Genomic DNA, 21,616 nt, shown 5'->3' on the forward strand with positions numbered 1-21,616 from the left:
TAGCGCAACCGTCGAGGTTGCCCCCTGTCATGTAAGCCCGTGTCAACCCGGCAGCTTGAAATGAGCCACCGAGCGGCGCAGATCGCTGGCGAGCTGAGCCAGATAGCCGATCGAATCGGCGGTCTGGCTCGCGCCCTGCGAGGTCTGCGAGGTAATTTCCTGGATCGCGTTCATCGATTGCGAAATGTCCGTCGCAGCGGCCGATTGCTGGCGCGCCGCCGTGGAGATGTTCTGAATCAGCGCGGACAGGTCGTGCGAAACGCGCTCGATATCGCCCAGCGCGCTGCCGGCGTCCTCCGCCTTGCGCGCACCGGACACCACCTCGGCAGTGGTCTGCTCCATCGAGCTCACCGCTTCGTTGGTATCGGACTGAATCGTCTGCACCAGCGCCTCGATGCGCTTGGTGGCGCTGGCGGAGCGTTCTGCCAGACGCTGCACTTCGTCCGCCACCACCGCGAAGCCGCGACCGGCCTCACCCGCCGAGGCGGCCTGGATCGCCGCGTTCAAGGCGAGGATGTTGGTCTGCTCGGCGATGTCGTTGATCAGTTCCACGATCGAGCCGATTTCCTGCGACGACTCACCCAGGCGCTTGATGCGCTTGGACGTCTCCTGGATCTGGTCGCGGATCGAGTCCATGCCGGAAATCGTCTCGCGCACCACCTCGGCACCGCGCGAGGCGATCTGCACCGAGCGCTCGGCCACGTCGGCCGACTCGGCCGAATCCTTGGACACGTTGTCCATCGAGCTGGCGATCTGGTTGATCGCCGAGGTCGCGGTACTGATCCGCTGCGCCTGCGCCTGTGCCGATTCGGCCAGCTGGCGCGCGGTGGTCTGGGTCTCCTGGGCGGAGGACGAGACCTGCTCGGAGGTCTCGTTGATGGTGGTCACCAGCGTGCGCAGCTCGTCGATGGCGTAGTTCACCGAGTCGGCAATGGCACCGGTGATGTCCTCCGACACGGTCGTCTTGACGGTAAGGTCGCCTTCGGCGAGCGAGCCCATCTCGTCCAGCAGGCGCATGATCGCCTCCTGGTTGCGCTGGTTGAGCTCGGCCGAGTCCTGGAACCGCTTGCGCTGGTCGCGCACCAGCGTGACCACCAGCAGCAGCGCGAAAGCCACCGCGCCGATCGCGCCGATCAGGCCCCACCAGACGTTCGGAAACAGCCGCCGCAACGGCAGCTTGCCAATCTGGTCGGCCAGTTCGTTGGCGCGCAGCAGCACGTTCTGCGAGTCGAGCGAGGCCTGGTTGCCGGCGCGTTTCACATCGGTGATGTTGCCCGCCGCAGAGACCAGCTTGGCGACCGGATCGGCCAGCGCAGTCCAGTTGGTCTGCATGTCGCTGAGGATCTTCTGCGCGTTGGCGTCGTTCATGGCGCGGATGCCGGTGGCGCTGTCGCCATCGGTCAGGCCTTTGAGCACGGTGCCGTAAAGCTGCGCGTCGCGGGCGAGGCCGTCTGCGGCCGACTGCGCGGAGTCGCCGCCCTGCAGCACCTCCTGCACGCGGCGGATCATGCGGTCGGCCACCAGCATCTGGCGCGAAGAGCCGAGCATCTGATCGGCACTGCCGTTGCGCTGCTGCAGGATGTTCACCACCTGCTCGGTGCTCGAGTTGAGCAGCGGGATCTGCTTGGACAGGGTGTCCGCGCGACTGGCCGAATCAAGCACGACCGACTTGTTCGACAGGATCTTGCCGATGTCGCCGTCCAGCTGGGCCCATGCGTTATTGAGCGCGGTAACCGCGCGACCGGCCGGCGACGCATTGCCGTCGCCATAGGCCTGCATGCCACCCTTCGGGTCGCCCTTGGTCAGCCGCTGCACCGCCGAATCGATCGCGTTGCGCGTGGCGGACAACTCCTGGAAGGAGTTGACGTTGCCGTCAGCCGATTCAATCGCGTATTTGGCGGTCTGCTGCGACAGCACCTGGATCTGCGTGGTCAGTGCCACGGCCTGGCGATCCTCTGCGTTCTTCTGGTTGAGAAGCACGAAGTCCAGCGCCGCGAAACCGATCGAGATCAGCAGCAGAACGATCAGGCCGGTATAGCCGCGTTCCTTGCCGATGCCCCCTGTAGTGCTCATGTTCACCTCACCCTTCCACAACCTTGGGACCATGCACCGGTGCCGCCGGGCACATCGTCCGAGTCTTGCTGCCCCTGTTTCCGGCCCTGCCCGGCGCCGGCCCTACCTCGAACCGCTGAAAACCGTCAGGCTGCGGCCTGGCGGAAATCGGGGGCGCGCACCAGCCGCCCCATGTTGAACAGGGCGAGCTTCTGCTCGCCCACCCGATCGTCCACGAAACGAGCGAGGCGCGGATCGTCCTCCGGCTCCGATTCGCGGCGCTGCTGCTCATCCACCGTGCGCTGACCAAACACCTCGTCGACCATCAGCGCCACGCTGCCGCCGCCCTGGCGCACCACCAGCAGGCGCGTGCGTTCGGTCGGCTGCGTGCGCGAGCCGAACAGGAAACGGGCGAAGTCGATCACCGGCACGAGGTTGCCGCGGACGTTGGCCACACCGAGCAGCCACGGCTGCGTGCCCGGCACCGGCGTGAGCACCGGCACGGCGAGGAGCTCGTTGATTTCCTCGATGCCGCTGACGAACAGCCGCGAGCCGACGCGGTAGCCGATGCCGCGCCACAGCCCGGGCGCCTCCATCGTCTGCTGCGACTCCGAGGCGTGGGCCAGCGACAGGCGCTCGTAACGCGCAAGGATCTCGAACGGAGAGAGGTTGGCGGACTGAGTCATGCGGCGCTCGGCAGCAGATCGTTGATGCACGCCAGCAGCTCTTTCTCTTTCACCGGCTTGGTGATGAAGGCGCGGGCGCCCTGGCGCAGCCCCCACACGCGGTCGGTTTCCATCGACTTGGTCGTGATCATGACGATCGGCACCGACGCGGTGGCCGGATCGCGGGTGAGCGTACGCGTTGCCTGGAACCCGTTCATGCCGGGCATGATCACGTCCATGATCACCAGGTCGGGCAGATCCGAGCGCACGCGCTCGATGCCTTCCTCGGCGGTACTTACGGCAGCGACGGCGTGGCCGGCACACTCGAGCAGCGTGGTGAACACGCGCACGTCGGTCGGCGAATCGTCGATGATGAGTATCTTTGCCACAGGCCTCCCCTCAGACGCCGCAGTCACGGAATTCAGGCTTCCGTGCTGACATGGCGGTGTATGGCACCCAGCAGTTCGTCCCGCGTGAACGGCTTGGTGAGATATTGCTCGGCGCCGACGATGCGGCCCCTGGCCTTGTCGAACAGGCCGTCTTTCGAGCTGAGCATGATGACCGGCGTACCCCGGAACTGGGGATTGTTCTTGATCAGCGCACAAGTCTGATAGCCATCGAGCCGCGGCATCATGATGTCGACGAAGATGATGGCGGGCTTCTGATCGGAAATTTTCGCCAGCGCCTCGAAGCCATCCACGGCCGTCAGCACGTCGCAGCCTTCCTTTTTCAGCAAGGTCTCTGCGGTACGCCGGATGGTCTTGGAGTCATCGATCACCATGACCTTCAGCCCGGCCAAGCCGTTAGCACTCACGTTCAAGTTCACTCAACCCCCCTGCGGCCCGCCCCAGGCTCAGGTGAAGCACCGCCGACGGGCGTGACGCCCGACCCGATCGGTGCAGATGAAAAAAATGCCGCTTCTTTTTGTATTGGACGCCGTTTTCACAAGGCGTTATCAGCCGTTGCTGTTTACCGCTTGCCCCTCGGCGCGTCAAGACAAAAACACTCGGGACGCCTACTGTGACGCCCCGCAGACTCCTTGTCGGCAGGTACGGGCGCAGCTTGAAGGGGCAGCGCCTTGCCGGGGCGTGCCTGCTCGGCGAACATCGCCACTCCCACCGTGCGCACGCCGCTCCTGCACAGGACGCAGGCGACGCCACCCCACCCTACTGCGGAGGCGCGCATGTCGCTCTCGATTGCGGTGCTGATGGATCCCATCAGCGCCATAAAGATCGCCAAGGACACCACGTTCGCGATGCTGCTGGAGGCCCAGCGTCGCGGCCATCGGCTGTTCTACCTGGAGCAGTCCGCGCTGGCGCTGCGCAACGGCGAGCCGTGGGGACGGCTCGCCGCGATCAGGGTGCGCGACGACCCGTCTGGCTGGTTCGAGCTGGACCAGGCGCAGTGGCAGGACCTTCGCACGATGGACGTCGCCCTGCTGCGCAAGGATCCGCCGGTGGATGATCAATTCATCTACGACACGATTGTGCTGGAGGCCGCCCAGCGCGGCGGCGTGCAGGTGGTGAACGACCCGCGCGCCCTGCGCGACTGCAACGAGAAGCTGTTCGCGCTGGAGTTCCCGCAGTGCATGGCGCCGACCCTGGTTGCCCGGGATGCGGCCGAGTTGCGCCGCTTCGTGGACGAACATGGCGAGGCCGTGCTCAAGCCGCTCGACGGCATGGGTGGTCGCGGCATCTTCCGCGTGCGCGCGGGTGATACCAACCTGAACTCCATGCTGGAGACGCTGCTCGCCGGCGACGCCCAGGGTGGCCAGCGACACTTTGCGATGGCGCAGAAGTTCATCCCGCAAATCAGTGCCGGCGACAAGCGCATCCTGCTGGTCGATGGCGAGCCGGTGCCGTTCGCGCTGGCGCGCATCCCGCAGGGCAACGAGTTCCGCGGCAACCTCGCCGCGGGTGGACGCGGCGAAGGCGTGCCCTTGTCGGACCGCGATCGCTGGATCGCCGCCGAAGTGGCACCGGAACTGCGCAGGCGCGGGCTGCGCTTCGTCGGACTGGACGTGATCGGCGACTATCTGACCGAGATCAACGTCACATCCCCTACCTGCGTACGCGAGCTGGACGCGCAGTTCGGGCTTAACATTGCCGGCTCGCTGTTCGACGCCATCGAACAGACCGCCCATGGAAACCCCGCCTAAGTGAGCCAGACCGCCCCACGCACCGGCAGCCCCGATTTGATCGGAGCCACGCTGCTGTTTTCGCTGCTGCTGCACGGCGTGCTCGCGCTCGGCATTACGTTCCAGTTCGTCAAGCCCAAGCCGAGCCTGCCCACGCTGGACGTGACGCTGGTCAACGTGGCGAACCAGCAGGCACCGGACAAGGCCGACTTCCTTGCCCAGGCGAACAACCGCGGGGGTGGCGAAAGCGACCGCGCGGCGCGGCCGTCCAACGACTTCTCCGGACCGCTGCCCAAGCCGACCCCGGGCGTGGCGAGCGCGCGGGTAGAGGCCGCAACCCCCGCGCCGCAGGTCCCGACCGACCAGCGCCTGGTCACCACCCGCGGCGAGAGCCGTTTCAGCGTGGAGGCCAGCAGCGGCAAGCCTCCGGTGGAGAGCGATCCGGCCCATGCCGCCGCGGAACTTCGCCGCCAGCAGGAAATCGCGCAGCTCGCTGCCGAGCTGCGCCACAAGAACGAGGCCTACGCCAAGCGGCCGAAGAAGAAATACATCTCCGCCAGCACGCGGGAATACGCCTACGCCGCCTACATGCGCGGCTGGTCGGACCGGGTCGAGCGCATCGGCAACCTGAACTACCCGAGCGAGGCGCGCAAGCGGCAACTGCACGGGGAGCTGCTGCTCACGGTGGGGCTGAACCGGGACGGCAGCATCACCAGCATCGAGGTGATCCAGAGCTCCGGCTCACCCCTGCTCGACGCCGCAGCGCAGCGCATCGTCAGGCTGTCGGCGCCGTTCCCGCCCATTCCGCGCGACAAGGGCGTGGACGAGCTCTACATCACCCGCACCTGGCAGTTCCTGCCCGGCGACATCCTGCGCAACAAGTAGCCACGCCGCCTCACCGGCCATGCACGCAGGCAGCCGCCGGGGCGACTACAATGCAGGCATGCGCGTCTCACTCCCCTCCTCGCTCACCGGGCACTTCCTGATCGCGATGCCCAGCCTCGCCGATACGCCGTTCTCGCGCGGCGTGGCGCTGCTGTGCCAGCACGACGAAGACGGTGCCGTGGGCCTGCTGGTCAACCAGCTGTCGGAATACCGTCTGGGCGACATCCTCGCCCAGATGAAACTCGACTGCGCCGACCCGGATCTTGCCGATGCGCCGGTGCTGATCGGCGGTCCGGTACAGCAGGAACGGGGCTTCGTGCTGCACCGCGAGCACGGCCACTGGGAGTCCAGCTACCGGGTCAACGACCATTGGTCGATCACCACCTCGCGCGACATCCTCGCGGCGATGGCGGCCGGCGAAGGCCCGCAGCACGCCATGCTGGCACTGGGCTACTCCGGCTGGGGCGCAGGCCAGCTCGAGCAGGAGCTGATGGACAACAGCTGGCTGACCGTGGAAGCCAGCGACCGGATCATCTTCGACACCCCGCTGGATGAGCGCTGGAGCGCCGCCGCGGGCCTGATGGGCGTGGATCCGCTGCAGTTGCCAGGCTACGCGGGCCACGCATGAGCCCGGCTAGCATGAGCGTGAGCCGATGAGCTGCGTGCTGGGCTTTGACGTGGGCAGCAAGATGATCGGCGTGGCAGTTGGCAACCGCATCACCCAGAGTGCACGGGCGCTCGCAACGGTACCGATGCGCGACGGCCAGCCCGATTGGCAGATGCTGGACCGGCTGCAGCGGGAGTGGATGCCTGCCGCCCTGGTGGTCGGACTGCCCCTGACGCTGGAGGGCTCCGAGCAACCGGCCAGCAAGCTGGCGCGCCGGTTCGCGTCTGCCCTGGCTGGCCGCTACGGCACCACGCCGTTGCTGGTGGACGAGCGCCACAGTTCGCAGGAAGCAGCCGGACGCTTTGCCAGCGCCCGTGCCTCCGGCGTGAAGCGGCGCCGGGACGGTGCTCACATCGACGCGGAAGCCGCCGCCGTGATCCTCGAACGCTGGCTCCTCGAAGCCGGTACCGCTTCGGCGCCCTGACCTCCTCCCACTCTCGCCAAGTAGCCGCCAATGAGCCCACGCCTGCGCCACCTGACCACGCTCGAAAACCTGCCGCGCGAAACCATCGAGCGGCTGCTCGACCGGGCGATGGCCATGCGCGATGCCTGCGCCCATGGCACTCGCAAGATCGACCTGCTGGCCGGCCGCACCGTGCTCAACCTGTTCTTCGAGCCCTCCACCCGCACGCGCACCTCGTTCGAGCTGGCGGCCCGCCGGCTCGGTGCGGACGTGGTGAATTTCGACATTGGCTTCTCCTCGGCCAACAAGGGCGAGGAGTTGTACGACACCCTGCACACGCTCGAGGCGATGCACCTGGACGCCATCGTGGTCAGGCACAAGGTGTCCGGCACCCCCGATGAACTGGTGCGCCACGCCATGAGCGGGGTATCGGTCATCAACGCCGGCGACGGTAACCGCGCCCACCCCACCCAGGGCCTGCTCGACGTGCTGACCATCCGCCAGCACCGGCCCGATTTCGACAAGCTCAGCGTGGTGATCTGTGGCGACGTGAAGCACTCCCGCGTGGCCCGCTCGGACGTGCACGCGCTCAGCGCGCTCGGGGTGCGCGATATCCGCCTGTGCGGTCCGGCGGCGCTGATGCCCGACGCGGGCGACCTGCCCCCGTGTCAGCAGGTGGACGACTTCGATCGTGCCATCGAAGGAGTCGACGCGGTGATCATGCTGCGTCTGCAGAAGGAGCGCATGGCGCAGACCGAGCTGCCCGACGAGGCGGCCTATTTCCGTCAGTACGGTCTGGACACCCAGCGCCTTGCGCGGGCCCGCAAAGGCTGCCTCGTGATGCATCCGGGGCCGATCAACCGCGGCATCGAGATCGCCTCCGACGTAGCCGACGGCGCGCAGTCGCGAATCCTCGAGCAGGTCGGCAACGGCGTGTTCGTGCGCATGGCAGTGCTGGGCGAGCTGCTGGCACGCTGACGGCCGCCAGCGACACGTCTGAAAGCGGCATAATGTGCGCCGCGACATCCATTCAACGGGGATCACTATGCGACTGATGAAGCGCGGTTTGGCGCTGGGCGTGGCCGGTATTTTGCTGGCCGCCTGCGGACACAAGGACAAAGACGCACCGCTGGCGTTCGTACCGGCCGATACGCCGTACGTGGCAGCCAACCTGGATGTGCTGGACGATGACACCCGTGCGGCGCTGTTCGCCCAGGCAAACCTGCAGCTTCCTGCCCAGGTCGCCCAGATGAAGGCAGCCGCCGACCAGCTGCAGGCCAAGGACCCGGGCGCCGCCAATCTCCTGCGCGCCTTTGCCAGCGAGCTCGACGGCAAGACGGTGGAGACCTTCGCCAAGAACGCGGGCCTGGATACCAAGGGCTATTCGGCCATCTACGGACTGGGTCTGTCACCGGTGGTGCGTTTCCAGCTTGCCGACCCGGCCGCCTTCGAGGCCTTCGTGGGCCGCCTGGAGGGCGCTTACGGCAAGAAGCTGGAGAGCGCCAAGATCGGTGACCTGAGCTATCGCCGGCACGTGTCCGCGGAGGCCGGCACCGAGGTGATCCTCGCCGTGGTCGGCAAGCAGGCAGTCGCGGCTCTGCTCCCGGCCGATGCCTCCGACGCGCTGCTGCGCCAGGCGCTGGGTCTGGACCGCCCCGCCAAGAGCCTGCAGGAAGATGGTCGGCTGGAGAAGCTGGCCAAGAGCAAGGGCTACGGCAAGCAGGCGGTGGGGCTGATCGACTTCAGTCGCACCCTGCCGCTGCTGGCCAGCGGCAAGGACCCGCTGTTCATGGCAATGTTCAAGGCCCACGCGCAGGCGGAATCGGCCAAGACCGGCGAGCCGGTGGCGAACCAGATGCAGATTCCCGCCGCCTGCCAGGGCGACGCGAGCCGGATCGCCTCGCGCGTGCCGATGATGAGCTTCGGCTACACCAAGCTCGACGCCAAGCATCAGGACATGCGTCTGGACGTTGCGCTGGCCAGCGACATCAGCCAGGCGTTCTCCGGGCTGAAGGTTGCGCTGCCGGGCCTCGGCGCCGATGCCACCGCACCGTTCGACCTGAGCATTGCACTGCCGGTGGCCGACCTGCGCGGATTCTGGATGGCGCAGGCCGATGCGGTCGCGGCCAAGCCCTTCACCTGCCCGGCGCTCACCGACCTCAACGATGGTTTCGCCAAGATGGGGCCGGCACTGCAGAAGACCGCCATCCCTCCGTTTGGCGATCTGCTGGGCCTGCGCATCGCTCTGGACAGCTTCGACGCCGCCAGCGGCCAGGGGCTGCCCAAGTTCACCGGCCGCGTGGTGTTGGGCACCAGCAACCCGGCGGGCCTGCTCGCGATGGGTCAGATGATGACGCCGGCCCTCGCCCAGCTGAAGCTGACCGCCGACGGCAAGCCCGCCGCCTTGCCGGCCGACCTGACCGGCATGATCGGCCAGCCGGTATGGCTCGCGATGGGCGAAAAGGCACTCGCACTGGGTATCGGTGCCGGCGAGGAGGCCAAGCTGGCTGACACGTTGAAGGCCCCCACCGGCGACGCCGGCCGCATGATGCGCATGCACCTGGACGGCGCGATGTATCAAAGCTGGATCAAGCTGATGATGGACAAGGCCGACAGCCTCACCGCCATGAGCGAGGCCATGGCCAAGAGCAGCGACGAAGCTGCTGGTGGCGATGCCGCCGATGCAGCAAAGGCCAAGGCGGACACCGCGGCGCGTACGCACGCGCAGCTGCAGGCGATGCAGGCACAGGCAGCCCGCATCGAGGCGGTCAGTTCGGAAATGCACGTGGATGGCGATGGCCTGGTAATCACCAGCCAGAGCACGTTGAAGTAACTGCCCCTCCGCGGTGGCAGGCAAGAGGGGGCGCCACAGGCGCCCCCTTTTTTTGCCGCCTGCGTGCATACGCGATCTTCGCAAGCTTGATACCCGCCTGAACCGCGACCCGGCTCACCCACAAGGTGTTCACGGCCGCACTGTTGCCATGGATGCGCGAAAGCCGAACCGGCTTACGGATCTTGTCTTGGTTCACCGAGGCGAGAAGGCTGCCAACAACAGGAGATCCTCATGAACACGAAGAATATTCGCAAAAACGTCATCGCGATGGCGCTTGTCGCTGCCTTTGCCGCCGCCCCGCTGGCGCAGGCCCAGGAGACTGCCGCGCAGAACGCCAGCGACGCTGCCGGTTCGGTAGCGCAGGCCACGTCCGATACGTGGATTACCACCAAGGTGAAGTCCGAGTTCGCCACTGCTGACGGCGTTGACGCAACCGATATCTCGGTGGACACCAAGAACGGTGTCGTCATGCTCAGCGGCACGGCCGCAAGCGCCGCCGAGGTGATGAAGGCGAAGAAGCTGGCCATGTCGGTCGAGGGCGTGAAGTCGGTCAGCACGGCTGGCCTCACCACGACCGGTCGCACGGACGATGGCCACGACATGGACAACGACGTGGGCAACGACGTGGGCCACGCGGCCCATTCGGTCGCGCAGGCCACGTCCGACACCTGGATCACCACCAAGGTGAAGTCCACGTTTGCCGCCGCCGACGGCGTGGATGCAACCGATATCTCGGTCGACACCAAGAATGGCGTCGTCACGTTGAGCGGCACGGCGGCGAGCGCCGCTGAGGTCATGAAGGCCAAGAAGCTGGCCCGCTCGATCGAGGGCGTGAAGTCGGTCAACACCGCCGGCCTGACCACGACCGGCCGCATGGAAGACGACCACGACATGGGCAACAGCGTGGGCCACGCCGCCAATTCGGTCGCTCAGGCCACGTCCGATACCTGGATCACCACCAAGGTGAAGTCCGAGTTCGCCACCACCAAGGGCGTTGACTTCACCGATATCTCGGTGGACACCAAGAACGGCGTGGTCACGTTGACCGGTCACGTTGCCAGCGCCGCTGAGATCGCGAAGGCGAAGCAGGTAGCCATGTCGGTGAAGGGCGCCAAATCGGTCAGCACCAATGGCCTGGTCGTCACCACCTCCGGCGAATAAGCCGTACCTTCCCTCCCCGCTTCAGCGCGGGAAGGGAACAACGAAGAAAGGCGCCCCGCGGGGCGCCTTTTCTTTGCCTGCTCGACCGCCGGGCGGCGTTTGTTGTCGCTTCAGCGGTGCAGCATGTTGCCGCCGAACTGATGCTGCTCGCGCGTCTCCTCCAGCTCCACCCCGTCCAGGCCCTGCGACAGCGTGTGGGCATCGCCTCCCTGCGCCAGCTTGATGCGCAGTCGCACCTCGTTGGAACTGTCGGCGTGGCGCAGCGCGTCCTCGTAGCTGATCTCGCCGGCGTGATAGAGCTCCACCAGGCTCTGGTCGAAGGTCCGCATGCCCAGGTTGGTCGACTCCTTCATGACCTCCTTGAGCTTGTGGATCTCGCCCTGCCGGATGTAATCCTGCACCAGCGGCGTGCCCAGCAGCACTTCCACCGCCACGCGGCGGGCCTTGCCGTCGGGAGTGGGGATCAGCTGCTGCGCGACCACGCCCTTCAGGTTGAGCGACAGGTCCATGAACAACTGCTGCCTGCGATCCTCGGGGAAGAAGTGCAGGATGCGGTCCATCGCCTGGTTGGCGTTGTTGGCGTGCAGCGTGCACAGGCACAGGTGGCCGGTCTCGGAGAAGTTGATCGCGTGCTCCATCGTCTCGCGGGTACGCACCTCGCCGATCATGATCACGTCCGGGGCCTGGCGCAGCGTGTTCTTCAGCGCGTTCTCCCAGCTGTCGGTGTCGATGCCGATCTCGCGCTGGGTGATGATGCAACCCTCGTGCTTGTGCACGTACTCGATCGGGTCCTCGATGGTGATGATGTGCCCGGTGGAGTTCTGGTTGCGGTAGCCCACCATCGACGCCAGCGAAGTCGACTTACCGGTACCGGTGCCGCCGACGAAGATGATGATGCCGCGCTTGGTCATCGCCAGCTGCTTGATCACCGGTGGCAGGTTCAGCTCTTCCACCGTGGGGATCTTGGACTCGATCCGGCGCAGCACCATGCCGACGCAATTGCGCTGGTAGAAACAGGACACGCGAAAACGCCCCACGCCCTGCGCCGAGATGGCGAACTGGCACTCGTGGGTCTTCTCGAACTCCTCGCGCTGCGACGGCGTCATCACGTTGAGCACCATGTCGCGCGACTGCTGTGCGCTGAGCGGGCTCTGGGTGATCGGCACCACGCGGCCCTGCACCTTCATGGAGGGGGCCACGCCCGCCGTGATGAATAGGTCCGACGCCTTCTTGTGGACCATCAGCTTGAGGAACGAGGTGAAATCGAAATCGCTCATGGCGAGTCTCCTCCGGGAGACAGAAAAACGGTGGACCGCGGCGGACGTTGGCCGGCAGGCATTGCCTGCCGGGCCGTGCGCTTACTTGAAGGTTTCCTTGTTCTTCGCGTAGCCGATCGCCTCCTGCCGCGCGATCACGCCGCGCTTGACCAGATCCTGCAGGTTCTGATCGAGCGTCTGCATGCCGTACTGCTGGCCGGTCTGGATCGACGAATACATCTGTGCCACCTTGTCCTCGCGGATCAGGTTACGGATCGCCGGGATACCGACCATGATCTCGTGGGCGGCCATGCGTCCGCCGCCGACCTTCTTCAGCAGCGACTGCGAGATCACCGCGCGCAGCGACTCGGACAGCATTGAGCGCACCATCGGCTTCTCGCCCGCCGGGAACACGTCGATGATGCGGTCCACCGTCTTGGCCGCCGAGCTGGTGTGCAGCGTGCCGAACACCAGATGGCCGGTTTCCGCGGCGGTCAGCGCCAGGCGAATCGTTTCCAGGTCACGCAACTCGCCGACCAGGATGAAGTCGGGATCCTCGCGCAGCGCCGAGCGCAGCGCCTCGTTGAAGCCGTGCGTGTCGCGGTGCACTTCGCGCTGGTTGACCAGGCACTTCTGCGAGGTGTGCACGAACTCGATCGGATCCTCGATCGTCAGCAGGTGGCCGTATTCGTTCTTGTTGATGTGGTCGACCATCGCCGCCAGCGTGGTCGACTTGCCCGAGCCGGTCGGCCCGGTCACCAGGATCAGGCCCTGCGGCTGCTCGATCAGCTCCTTGAAGATGCGCGGGCAGCCGAGATCCTCCAGCGTCAGCACCTCGGAGGGAATCGTGCGGAACACGGCGCCGGAACCGCGGTTCTGGTTGAACGCGTTGACGCGGAAGCGCGCCAGGCCGGGGATCTCGAACGAGAAGTCGGTCTCGTAGAACTCCTCGTAATCGCGGCGCTGCTTGTCCGACATGATGTCGTAGATCAGCGAGTGCACCTGCTTGTGCTCGAGCGCCGGGATGTTGATGCGGCGCACGTCGCCGTCCACGCGGATCATCGGCGGCAGGCCTGCCGACAGATGCAGGTCCGAGGCCTTGTTCTTCACCGAGAAGGCGAGCAGTTCGGCGATATCCATCGGGTGTTTCCCCCTCAACCGATCGTTTGTAAAGAATATTGGGTGATGCAAACGATGCGGGCGCATGGCCGTGCTGCAGGCAGCGCGCCGCGGCGCGGGTCGCGCCTGCCGCTGTGCCCTGGAGCAACCCCGGATCCCCTTCGTAGCGGCTCGATACTACTCGTGCCGGGGGCGTAACGACCAGCCCCGTTACGCGGTTTTGCGAGCTGCCGCGGGGCCGGTCCTGCCGCCGCGCAGGGGCCGGCCGACGCGGCCGCCGGCGGCACGCTCCACGGCAGGTGCGTTAAGGTAGTGAGTTGACGACTTCACGGGAGCCCACATGACACGCATCGCCTTCATCGGTGGCGGAAACATGGCGCGCAGCCTGATCGGCGGCCTGCTAAAGACCGGCATCAGTGCCTCGTCCATCGCCGTGGCCGAACCGCAGGCCGCGTCCCGCGAGAGCCTCGCCCGGGAATTCGCGGTAGCCACCTTCGCTGAAAACCGCCTGGCCGTGGCCGACGCAGACGTGATCGTGCTGGCGGTCAAGCCGCAGATCATGCCGGCGATCCAGGCCGAGCTGCGCGACACCCTGCAGCGCTCGCGCCCGCTGCTGATCTCGATCGCCGCCGGTGTACGGCTGGACCAGCTCGAGCGCTGGTTCGGCGCGCTGCCGATCGTGCGCTGCATGCCCAATACCCCTTCGCTGATCGGCGCGGGTGCGACCGGGCTCTGCGCCAATGCCCGGGTCAGCCCGCCGCAGCGAGCCCAGGCCCAGCACGTGCTCGACGCCGCAGGCCTCACCCGCTGGGTCGACGACGAGGCGCTGATGGACACGGTCACCGGCATCTCCGGCTCTGCCCCTGCCTATTTCTTCGCCATGGTGGAAGCGCTCGAGGATGCCGCCGTGGCGCAAGGCCTGGACCGGGACACGGCGCGCGCGCTGGCCGCCCAGACCTGCCTGGGCGCGGGACGGATGCTGGTGGAGAGCGGCGAGGCGCCGGGCGAGCTGCGCCGCCGCGTCACCTCTCCCAACGGCACCACCCAGGCCGCGCTGGACAGCTTCTCCCGCGATGACCTGGCCGGTATCGTGGCCCGGGCAGTCGCGGCGGCGACACGTCGCGGCGGTGAACTGGCCGCCGAGCTGGACAAGAGCTAGGGGTTCGGAGCAGCCGCGTGCAGGCCGCATAATGTCGGGACGGCAGGCTGGATATAGGCAGGCCGCTCTTTCGGACATCGCTGTTTCCGCATGAAATCCCGTCGCCTGGAACCGGTTCGGTTCGTTCGCAGACTTTCGGAGCGCCGGCTCGATACGCAGTTCGCCTGCGTGCTGGCCGCTTCCGTTCCCTGCGAACGGACCGCGACGGTGACGCCCGCGTCTCGTTGACTTGAGCATCCCCCATGACCTACCTGCTGAATGCGTTGTCGGTACTGATCGAACTGGCCTTCAACCTGCTGGCCACGCTGTTCGTGCTGCGGGTGCTGGCCGAAGCGGCGCGTGCAGACTTCCACAATCCGGTCAGCCAGTTGCTCTATCGCAGCACCAACCCGGTGCTGGCGCCGCTGCGCCGGGTGATCCCGAACTGGCGCCGGATCAACCTCGCCGCACTGCTGCTCGCCTGGCTGGTGATGCTGGTCAAGCGCGCGCTGCTGTTCGCGCTGCTGGGCGTGACGCCGCACGTGAGCGGGCTGCTGGTGCTGGGCCTGGCCGACCTGATCGATTTCACGCTGGTGTTCTACCTGGTGCTGATCTTCGGCTGGTCGCTGCTGAGCATGCTGCAGGTGGACCGGCGCCAGCCGGTACTGCGGCTGGCCGGTGCGATCGTGGAGCCGCTGCTGCGTCCGCTGCGCGGCAAGCTGACGGTGGGCCTGTTCGACTTCTCGCCGATGGTGGTGATGCTGGGCATCGTGCTGGCGCGCATCCTGATCGCCGCGCCGCTGATAGATCTCGGCACGGCGCTGGCACTGGGCAGCTGATGTCCGGGGCTACCGATCCCCAAGACGGCTGATCGATCGGGCACCGACCCCGGCGGGGTCGGCCTGATCGGGGCGATCAGCCCACCGCCGTCTCGATCCGCTGTTTCATCGCCGGATCAAGCCGCGGCAACACCGCAAGCGCATCCAGATTGTGCTCGAGCTGCGCCAGCCGGCTGGCGCCGAGCAGCACGGTGGACACGTGCCGGTTGGTCAGGCACCAGGCCAGCGCGAGCTGGGCCATCGAACAACCCAGCTCCTCGGCCAGCGGCTGCAGCTTCTGCGCACGCGCCACCCGGGCCGCGCCCTCGTCCAGCAGCTCGTCGCGCAGCCACTCGTAGCCGGGCTGGGTCATCCGCGAGTCGGCCGGGACGCCATCACGATACTTGCCGGTGAGCAGGCCGGATGCCAGTGGCGACCACACCGTGGTGCCCATGCCGTACTTCGCGTACAGCGGCGCGTACTCGCGTTCCACCCGCTCGCGATGCAGCAGGTTGTACTCCGGCTGCTCCACCACCGGCGCGGTGAGGTGTTGCTCGCGCGCGACGCGGTGGGCCTCCTCGATCGCCTCCGCCGGCCATTCGCTGGTGCCCCAGTAGAGCACCTTGCCCTGACGCACCAGCAGATCCATCGCCGCCACCGTCTCGTCGATCGGCGTGTCCGGGTCGGGGCGATGGCAGAAGTACAGGTCCAGGTAATCCACCTTCAGCCGTTTCAGCGCCTGGTGGCAGGCTTCGATCACGTGCTTGCGCGACAGGCCGCGCTGGGTCGGCTTCGGATCGGCCACCGCGCCGAAGTACACCTTGCTCGACACGCAGTAGCTGTCGCGGGGAAAGCGCAGGTCGGCCAGCACGTCGCCCATCAGTTCTTCGCCGGCGCCCTGGTTGTAGGTCTCGGCGTTGTCGAAGAAGTTGACCCCGCGATCGTGCGCCAGCGCCAGCAGGTCGCGCGCCAGCGAGCGCCCGACCTGGCGCCCGAAATTGATCCACGCGCCAAACGAGAAGGCAGACAGTTGCAGGCCAGAGCGGCCCAGGCGGCGGTATTGCATGAAAGGCTCCCGCAGTTGCGTCAGGCCCGGCAGGATGCCAGAGGCCGCGTCACGGGGACGCCAGTGCGACACCGCATGCGTACAGCGCGGCCGCCGCTGCCAGCGCGGCGAATACGCCGGCGACGAGGTCGTCCACCATCACGCCCATGCCGCCCTTGAGGTGGCGATCAAGCCAGCGGATCGGCCAGGGCTTCCACACGTCGAACAGCCGGAACAGCACGAAGCCCAGCAGCACGCCCTGCCATGACGCCACGGCCACGATCGGCCACAGCGCGATCCACTGGCCGACGAATTCGTCGATCACCAGGCTGCGATGGTCGTCGATGCCGAGCGCGCGCCCGGCCACGTCGCAGGCCCACACGCCCAGCGCGAACGTCAGCCCCACCACCAGCGCATACAGCGGCCACGGCAGGTGCCGCAACGCCAGCCAGGGAATGATCGCGGCCGCGGAGCCGAACGTTCCCTGCGCCCACGGCGTGAGCCCCGAGCCCAGGCCGCTGGCGATCCAGCCGGCCGGCGAGGCCATCAGCACCCGCCGCTGCAGCGGCGTGAGGATCTTCTTCTGCACGGCGGGAACAGGCTGGATCATGGGCTGGCCGGGGCCTCTTCAGAGTGGGCGGTGGCGCCCGCGAAATGGTCCCAGCCGGCGCGGTCGGTGCTCAGCCAGGTTCCGTCCGCGGCACGCGCACGCACGCCGGCGCCGGCCACGATCTGGCCGATGCGCGTGGCACCGCAGCCGAGCCGCAGCAGATCCGCCTGCACCGCCTCGGCCTGCGCCGCGGGCACGGTGAAGCACAACTCGTAATCGTCGCCGCCGCCGAGGGCGTAGCGGCAGGCCTGCGCGTGATCGACCACGCCTCGCAACGCCGGCGACAGCGGCAGCCGCGTCACCTCCAGCTCGGCGGCCACGCCGCTGGCGGCGCACAGATGGCTGAGGTCGGCCAGCAAGCCGTCGGACACGTCGATGCACGCCGTGGCCTGCCTGCGCAGCGCCAGCCCCGCCGCCACGCGCGGCTGGGGCCGATGCAGCCGTGCACGCAGGATCGCGCGGCGCGCCTCCTCGGCGGGGTCGGCCGCCGCGGCCAGCAACTGCAGCGCGGCGGCAGCGTCGCCGAGCGTGCCGGTGACGAACACCGCATCGCCCACCTGCGCGCCATCGCGCCGCAGCGCCTGGCCGGGCGGCACGAACCCGTGCACCGCGACAGACAGCGCGAACGGGCCGCGCGTGGTGTCACCCCCGACCAGCGCCACGCCGTAAGCCTGCGCGAGCTGCGCGAAGCCGTCGGCGAGGCCGTCGACGCGTGCCGCCAGCGCCTCGGCCGGCAGCACCGGCAGGGTCAGCCCGAGCAGGGCCCATGCCGGCGCGGCGCCCATCGCAGCGAGGTCGGAGAGGTTCACCGCCAGCGCTTTCCAGCCGATGTCGGCAGGCGCCGTGCCCGCGGGGAAATGCACCCCTTCGACCAGCGTATCGAGCGCCACCGCCAGCTCCTGCCCGTCCGGCACAGCGAGCAGCGCGGCGTCGTCGCCGATACCCAGGCGAACGTCCTCGCGCGCCTGCGCGGTACGCGCATGGATCCGGTCGATCAGGCGAAATTCCATCAGTGCGTGGCCATCGGCGGCTGAGCGTCAGGCGCCGACCGGGGCGGGCACGTCGCGCGTGAACATGCGGATCGGCGCGTCGTGGAAGGTGGTCTCGCACCACCCACGGAAGCCGGCCTTCTCGGCCAGGCGGATCGAGGCGGCGTTCTCAGGCGAGATGATGCAGGCCTCGCGGTGCGCGCCGAGATAGCGATCGCCCCAGCCGAGCACGGCCGCCAGCGCCTCGCTGGCGTAGCCGCGCCCGTGCACCGACGGCGCGAGCACCCAACCAAGCTCCAGCATGCCCTCAAGGGATGGGGTGATCTCGCGCTGGAAATCCGCGTAGCCCAGATCACCCACGAACGCGCCCGTGGCCTTGTCTTCCACCGCCCAGAATCCGTAGCCGAGCAGCGGCCACATGCCGCCGTAGCGCAGCAGACGCATCCACACGTCCTGCCGCGTGGCCGGCTCGCCGCCGATGTAGCGGTAGACATCCGGGTCGCACCAGATCGCGTGCAGCGCGTCGAGGTCGTCCGCGCGATGCGCGCGCAGGCGCAGGCGCGGCGTCTCCAGCACGGGCGCCTGCCGCAGCACCGACGCGCCGGCCAGGGTGAACACCATCAGCCGCGCTTCTCCACCGCGCGCAGCTGTGCGGCCAGCTTGTCCAGCACGCCGTTGACGTAGCTGTGGCCGTGATCGGCACCGAAGCGCTTGGTCACCTCGATCGCCTCGTTGATCACCACGCGGTACGGCACATCGGGGCGATAGCCCAGCTCGTAGGCGGCCAGGCGCAGGGCGGCGCGCTCGATCGGATCGATCTGCGACACCTCGCGGTCGATGTGCGGGCGCAGGCTGGCGTCCAGCGCATCGACGTGCTTTTCCACCCCGTGCAGCAGATCCTCGAAGTACTCGAGGTCGGCGATTTCCATGTCCTGCTCGTGGCGGAACTGCTCGATCACCGCGTTCATGTGGCTGCCCGAAAGCTGCCACGCATACAGCGCCTGCAGCGCACGGCGGCGCGCACGCGAGCGTGCGGCCATGTCGATGCCCTGGCTCGGCGGCGCCATCACAGCTGCCCGTACAGGTTGACCATCTCCAGCGCGGCCAGCGCCGCGTCCACGCCCTTGTTGCCGGCCTTGGTGCCGGAGCGCTCGATGGCCTGCTCGATGGAGTCGGTGGTCAGCACGCCGAACGCGACCGGCACGCCCGAGGCGTAGGCCGCCTGGGCCAGCCCCTTGGCGCACTCGCCGGCCACATAGTCGAAGTGCGGGGTGGAGCCGCGGATCACCGCACCCAGTGCGATCACCGCTGCGTACTTGCCCGAGGCCGCCAGCTTGTGCGCGGCCAGCGCGATCTCCCACGCACCCGGCACGCGGATCAGCTCGATGCTGTCATCGTCCACGCCGTGGCGCACCAGCGCGTCGCGGGCCCCGGCCACCAGCGGCTCCACCACGAAGCCGTTGAAGCGGCCGGCGACGATGGCGAAGCGGCCCTTGGGCGTGGCGAAGGTGCCTTCGATGGTTTTCATGCAGTACATCCTCGGTGGGCGCGCGGCCCGGGCAGACCGCGCATTTTACGGGTTTGCGGCGTCGCTCGCTTGTGGCGTCGTGAGTCAGCCGTGGTGCGGATAGCCGGAAAAGTGCAGCCGGGCAGCCGGGCCATCCACACGCAGACGCGCCGGTGCGCCGAACGGCAGGGTCAGCTGGGTGCTGCCATGGCCGTGCGGCAGGGCATCGATCACGGGAATACCGGCAACCGCGCGCAGCTGCGCGAACGCCGCGCCCAATGTGTAGCCGTTGTCGCGCGCGCCGGGCCGGCAATCGCTGAAGCCGCCCAGCAGCAGCGCGCGCTGGCGCCCGAGCACGCCGGAAAGGTGCAGCTGATACAGCAAGCGCTCGATCCGGTACGGCGGCTCGCCGACGTCCTCCACGAACAGGATGCCGCCGTCGATGCGCGGGAAATACGGTGTTCCCAGCAGGCTGCACAGTACCGCGAGATTGCCGCCCCACAGCAGGCCTTCCAGCTGCAGTGACGCATCACCCGCGCAAGCCCAGCTCACCTCGCTCGACGGGGCGGACAGGGTGCCACGGAACTGCGCCCAGGTGGCTGCGTCGTTCGGCTCGGCGCCCAGGTCGGCGAGCAGCGGGCCGGCGAAGGTGGTCAGGCCGCTCCTGGCATGGAGCGCCAGCTGCAGCGCGGTGAAGTCGCTGTGGCCCACCATGGCCAGCGTGCCGCCGGCGAGGCGCTCGCGCAGCGCGTCGTATTCCAGCTGATCGAGCAGCCGCGCCGCGCCGTAGCCGCCACGGGTGACCAGGGCGATATCCGGCAAGGTGCCGGCATGCGCCAGCGCGTTGATATCTCCGGCGCGCTCGGCATCGGTGCCGGCAAAGCGCAGGTCGGCCCGATCCAGCACCGCCTCGTTTTCCACCGCATAGCCCGCCACCCGCAGCCGCGACACACCGCGGATCATCGCGGCGGGATCGGCGGCATAGCCGGAAGGGGCGATCAGGCGGATGCGGGGCATGGCTCGGGCGCTAGGAGTGAGGGAGGAGGAGTGCGAGGTGAGAGTCGAGCATGTGCGCACGGAGTGTCGTGGAGAAGGCCAGCAGCGGTCCACCGCACGGCCATGCGCATCGGGGCGGAAAGCGCTCCGCTCTTACTGCCCACGTCCCATTTCGGACTTCCTTTGCCTCGTCTCTCCTCAGACGTACTCGACGACTTCCAGCCCGAAGCCGCCCAGCCCCACCAGCTTGCGCGGCGTGCCGATCACGCGCAGCTGGCGCACGTCCAGGTCCGCCATGATCTGGGCGCCCAGGCCGAGCTGGCGCCACTGGTTGTGCTGGGCATCTTCGGCGCTGATCGCGGCCGGCTGCCCCTTGAGGCGCGCCAGCAAGGCTTCGGGCGTGTCCTCGCCGGAGAGCACCAGCAGCACGCCGCGCCCCTCGTCGGCGATCCGGCGCAGCGCGGCGGTGACGGTGAGGCCGAGATCGTCGCGGGTGAGGTGCAGCACATCGGACAGCGTGTTGCGTACGTGTACGCGACTGAGCACCGGGGCGCCGTCGTCCACCGCGCCCTTGATCAGGGCGAAGTGCAGGCCGCGGCGGATCGCGTCGCGGTAGGCAACCAGCCGAAACGCACCGAACTCGGTGTCGACGTCTTCCTCGTGCACCCGCTCGACGGTTTTCTCGGTCTCCAGCCGGTAGCGGATCAGGTCGGCAATGGTGCCGATCTTCAGGCCGTGCCTGGCCGCGAATACCTCCAGCTCGGGGCGGCGCGCCATCGAGCCGTCCTCGTGCAGGATCTCGATCAGGATCGCCGCCGGCTCCAGCCCGGCCAGCGCGGCCAGGTCGCAGCCCGCCTCGGTGTGGCCGGCGCGGGTCAGCACGCCGCCGGGCTGGGCGGTGAGCGGGAACACGTGGCCGGGCTGCGAGAGATCCTGCGGCTTCGCGTCGGACTTCACCGCCACCTGGATGGTGCGGGCGCGGTCGTGCGCCGAGATGCCGGTGGTGACGCCCTCGGCCGCCTCGATCGAGACGGTGAAGTTGGTGTGGTACGGCGAGGTGTTGTCGCTGACCATCGGACGCAGGCCCAGCTGGCGCGTGCGCTGTTCGGTGAGCGTGAGGCACAGCAGGCCGCGCGCCTCGCGCACCATGAAGTTGACGTCCTCCGGCCGCACCATCTGGGCGGCCATGACGATGTCGCCCTCGTTCTCGCGGTCCTCGTCGTCGAGGATGACGACCATGCGGCCGGCGCGGATGTCTTCGAGGATCTCGGGGATGGTGTTGAAGGGCATGGGTGTTCCCGGGGGAGTCTGGATTTTCTTCACGTCATTCCCGCA

The 21,616-nt window shown here is 67.8% G+C and carries 23 protein-coding genes; 9 read left to right on the forward strand and 14 right to left on the reverse strand.

Annotated features, from left to right (window positions below; translation table 11 throughout):
* Window positions 1-42: 42 nt before the first annotated feature.
* From VFG40_RS13555 to pilG, 4 genes are all read right to left on the reverse strand, one after another.
* The gene (locus tag VFG40_RS13555) at window positions 43-2,073 is read right to left on the reverse strand and encodes a methyl-accepting chemotaxis protein (RefSeq protein WP_324898357.1); all 2,031 of its coding nucleotides are present in this window, start codon (window positions 2,071-2,073) and stop codon (window positions 43-45) included.
* 125 nt (window positions 2,074-2,198) lie between these two features.
* Window positions 2,199-2,738: a chemotaxis protein CheW gene (locus VFG40_RS13560; protein ID WP_324898360.1), complete on the reverse strand. Its 540-nt coding sequence runs from the start codon at window positions 2,736-2,738 to the stop codon at window positions 2,199-2,201.
* Entirely contained in the window at window positions 2,735-3,106 is a 372-nt protein-coding gene (locus tag VFG40_RS13565; RefSeq protein ID WP_324898362.1) for a response regulator, read from the reverse strand. Before VFG40_RS13565 ends, VFG40_RS13560 begins: the two co-directional genes overlap by 4 nt.
* A 32-nt stretch (window positions 3,107-3,138) precedes the next feature.
* Window positions 3,139-3,498: a twitching motility response regulator PilG gene (gene pilG, locus VFG40_RS13570; RefSeq protein WP_414649305.1), complete on the reverse strand. Its 360-nt coding sequence runs from the start codon at window positions 3,496-3,498 to the stop codon at window positions 3,139-3,141.
* Between the two features lie 402 nt (window positions 3,499-3,900).
* Here pilG and gshB point away from each other — a divergent pair, with 402 nt between their 5' ends.
* From gshB to VFG40_RS13605, 7 genes are all read left to right on the forward strand, one after another.
* Window positions 3,901-4,875, forward strand: coding sequence for a glutathione synthase (gene gshB / locus VFG40_RS13575; RefSeq protein WP_324898366.1), 975 nt, complete (start codon window positions 3,901-3,903; stop codon window positions 4,873-4,875).
* A complete protein-coding gene (locus VFG40_RS13580; RefSeq protein WP_324898368.1) occupies window positions 4,876-5,739 on the forward strand; it encodes an energy transducer TonB in 864 nt (287 codons plus the stop codon). It begins immediately after the preceding gene.
* Between the two features lie 58 nt (window positions 5,740-5,797).
* Window positions 5,798-6,367, forward strand: coding sequence for a YqgE/AlgH family protein (locus tag VFG40_RS13585; protein WP_324898370.1), 570 nt, complete (start codon window positions 5,798-5,800; stop codon window positions 6,365-6,367).
* 25 nt (window positions 6,368-6,392) lie between these two features.
* Complete coding sequence (gene ruvX / locus VFG40_RS13590) at window positions 6,393-6,830, forward strand: Holliday junction resolvase RuvX (RefSeq protein ID WP_324898372.1); 438 nt, start codon at window positions 6,393-6,395, stop codon at window positions 6,828-6,830.
* 30 nt (window positions 6,831-6,860) lie between these two features.
* Entirely contained in the window at window positions 6,861-7,787 is a 927-nt protein-coding gene (locus VFG40_RS13595; RefSeq protein ID WP_324898374.1) for an aspartate carbamoyltransferase catalytic subunit, read from the forward strand.
* Between the two features lie 67 nt (window positions 7,788-7,854).
* Window positions 7,855-9,642 carry a hypothetical protein gene (locus VFG40_RS13600; protein ID WP_324898376.1) on the forward strand — a complete coding sequence of 596 codons (1,788 nt, stop codon included), beginning with the start codon at window positions 7,855-7,857 and terminating at the stop codon, window positions 9,640-9,642.
* Window positions 9,643-9,873: 231 nt separating this feature from the next.
* Window positions 9,874-10,803, forward strand: coding sequence for a BON domain-containing protein (locus tag VFG40_RS13605; protein ID WP_324898378.1), 930 nt, complete (start codon window positions 9,874-9,876; stop codon window positions 10,801-10,803).
* A 110-nt stretch (window positions 10,804-10,913) separates the two neighbouring features.
* Here VFG40_RS13605 and VFG40_RS13610 read toward each other — a convergent pair whose 3' ends face one another.
* Both VFG40_RS13610 and VFG40_RS13615 read right to left on the reverse strand, forming a co-directional pair.
* Window positions 10,914-12,080, reverse strand: a complete 1,167-nt coding sequence (locus tag VFG40_RS13610; protein WP_324898380.1) for a PilT/PilU family type 4a pilus ATPase — start codon at window positions 12,078-12,080, stop codon at window positions 10,914-10,916.
* Window positions 12,081-12,161: 81 nt separating this feature from the next.
* On the reverse strand, window positions 12,162-13,199 hold the full coding sequence (locus VFG40_RS13615; RefSeq protein WP_324898383.1) for a type IV pilus twitching motility protein PilT: 1,038 nt from the start codon (window positions 13,197-13,199) through the stop codon (window positions 12,162-12,164).
* A 319-nt stretch (window positions 13,200-13,518) separates the two neighbouring features.
* Between VFG40_RS13615 and proC the strand changes: the two genes are divergently transcribed.
* Window positions 13,519-14,337, forward strand: a complete 819-nt coding sequence (gene proC, locus VFG40_RS13620; RefSeq protein WP_324898385.1) for a pyrroline-5-carboxylate reductase — start codon at window positions 13,519-13,521, stop codon at window positions 14,335-14,337.
* A 242-nt stretch (window positions 14,338-14,579) separates the two neighbouring features.
* Window positions 14,580-15,155 carry a YggT family protein gene (locus VFG40_RS13625; RefSeq protein ID WP_324898387.1) on the forward strand — a complete coding sequence of 192 codons (576 nt, stop codon included), beginning with the start codon at window positions 14,580-14,582 and terminating at the stop codon, window positions 15,153-15,155.
* 76 nt (window positions 15,156-15,231) lie between these two features.
* Here the strand turns inward: VFG40_RS13625 and VFG40_RS13630 are convergent, their stop codons facing one another.
* The 8 genes from VFG40_RS13630 to ribB all read right to left on the reverse strand — a co-directional run bounded on the left by VFG40_RS13630 (window position 15,232) and on the right by ribB (window position 21,571).
* Window positions 15,232-16,200, reverse strand: coding sequence for a potassium channel beta subunit family protein (locus VFG40_RS13630; protein WP_324898389.1), 969 nt, complete (start codon window positions 16,198-16,200; stop codon window positions 15,232-15,234).
* 49 nt (window positions 16,201-16,249) lie between these two features.
* Window positions 16,250-16,789: a phosphatidylglycerophosphatase A family protein gene (locus tag VFG40_RS13635; RefSeq protein ID WP_324898391.1), complete on the reverse strand. Its 540-nt coding sequence runs from the start codon at window positions 16,787-16,789 to the stop codon at window positions 16,250-16,252.
* Window positions 16,786-17,799: a thiamine-phosphate kinase gene (thiL, locus tag VFG40_RS13640; RefSeq protein WP_324898393.1), complete on the reverse strand. Its 1,014-nt coding sequence runs from the start codon at window positions 17,797-17,799 to the stop codon at window positions 16,786-16,788. Before thiL ends, VFG40_RS13635 begins: the two co-directional genes overlap by 4 nt.
* Window positions 17,800-17,826: 27 nt before the next feature.
* Window positions 17,827-18,399 (reverse strand): GNAT family N-acetyltransferase, encoded by a 573-nt coding sequence (locus tag VFG40_RS13645; protein ID WP_324898395.1) that lies wholly within the window; start codon window positions 18,397-18,399, stop codon window positions 17,827-17,829.
* Window positions 18,399-18,845 (reverse strand): transcription antitermination factor NusB, encoded by a 447-nt coding sequence (nusB, locus tag VFG40_RS13650; RefSeq protein ID WP_324898397.1) that lies wholly within the window; start codon window positions 18,843-18,845, stop codon window positions 18,399-18,401. The genes VFG40_RS13645 and nusB overlap by 1 nt, the downstream gene beginning before the upstream one ends.
* Window positions 18,845-19,306: a 6,7-dimethyl-8-ribityllumazine synthase gene (gene ribH, locus VFG40_RS13655; protein WP_324898399.1), complete on the reverse strand. Its 462-nt coding sequence runs from the start codon at window positions 19,304-19,306 to the stop codon at window positions 18,845-18,847. Before ribH ends, nusB begins: the two co-directional genes overlap by 1 nt.
* Before the next feature lie 84 nt (window positions 19,307-19,390).
* A complete protein-coding gene (locus tag VFG40_RS13660; protein WP_324898401.1) occupies window positions 19,391-20,302 on the reverse strand; it encodes an LD-carboxypeptidase in 912 nt (303 codons plus the stop codon).
* A gap of 177 nt (window positions 20,303-20,479) precedes the next feature.
* A complete protein-coding gene (gene ribB / locus VFG40_RS13665) occupies window positions 20,480-21,571 on the reverse strand; it encodes a 3,4-dihydroxy-2-butanone-4-phosphate synthase (RefSeq protein WP_324898404.1) in 1,092 nt (363 codons plus the stop codon).
* Window positions 21,572-21,616: the final 45 nt, after the last annotated feature.

This window comes from Dyella sp. (genome assembly GCF_035685805.1).
Taxonomy (GTDB): domain Bacteria; phylum Pseudomonadota; class Gammaproteobacteria; order Xanthomonadales; family Rhodanobacteraceae; genus Dyella_A.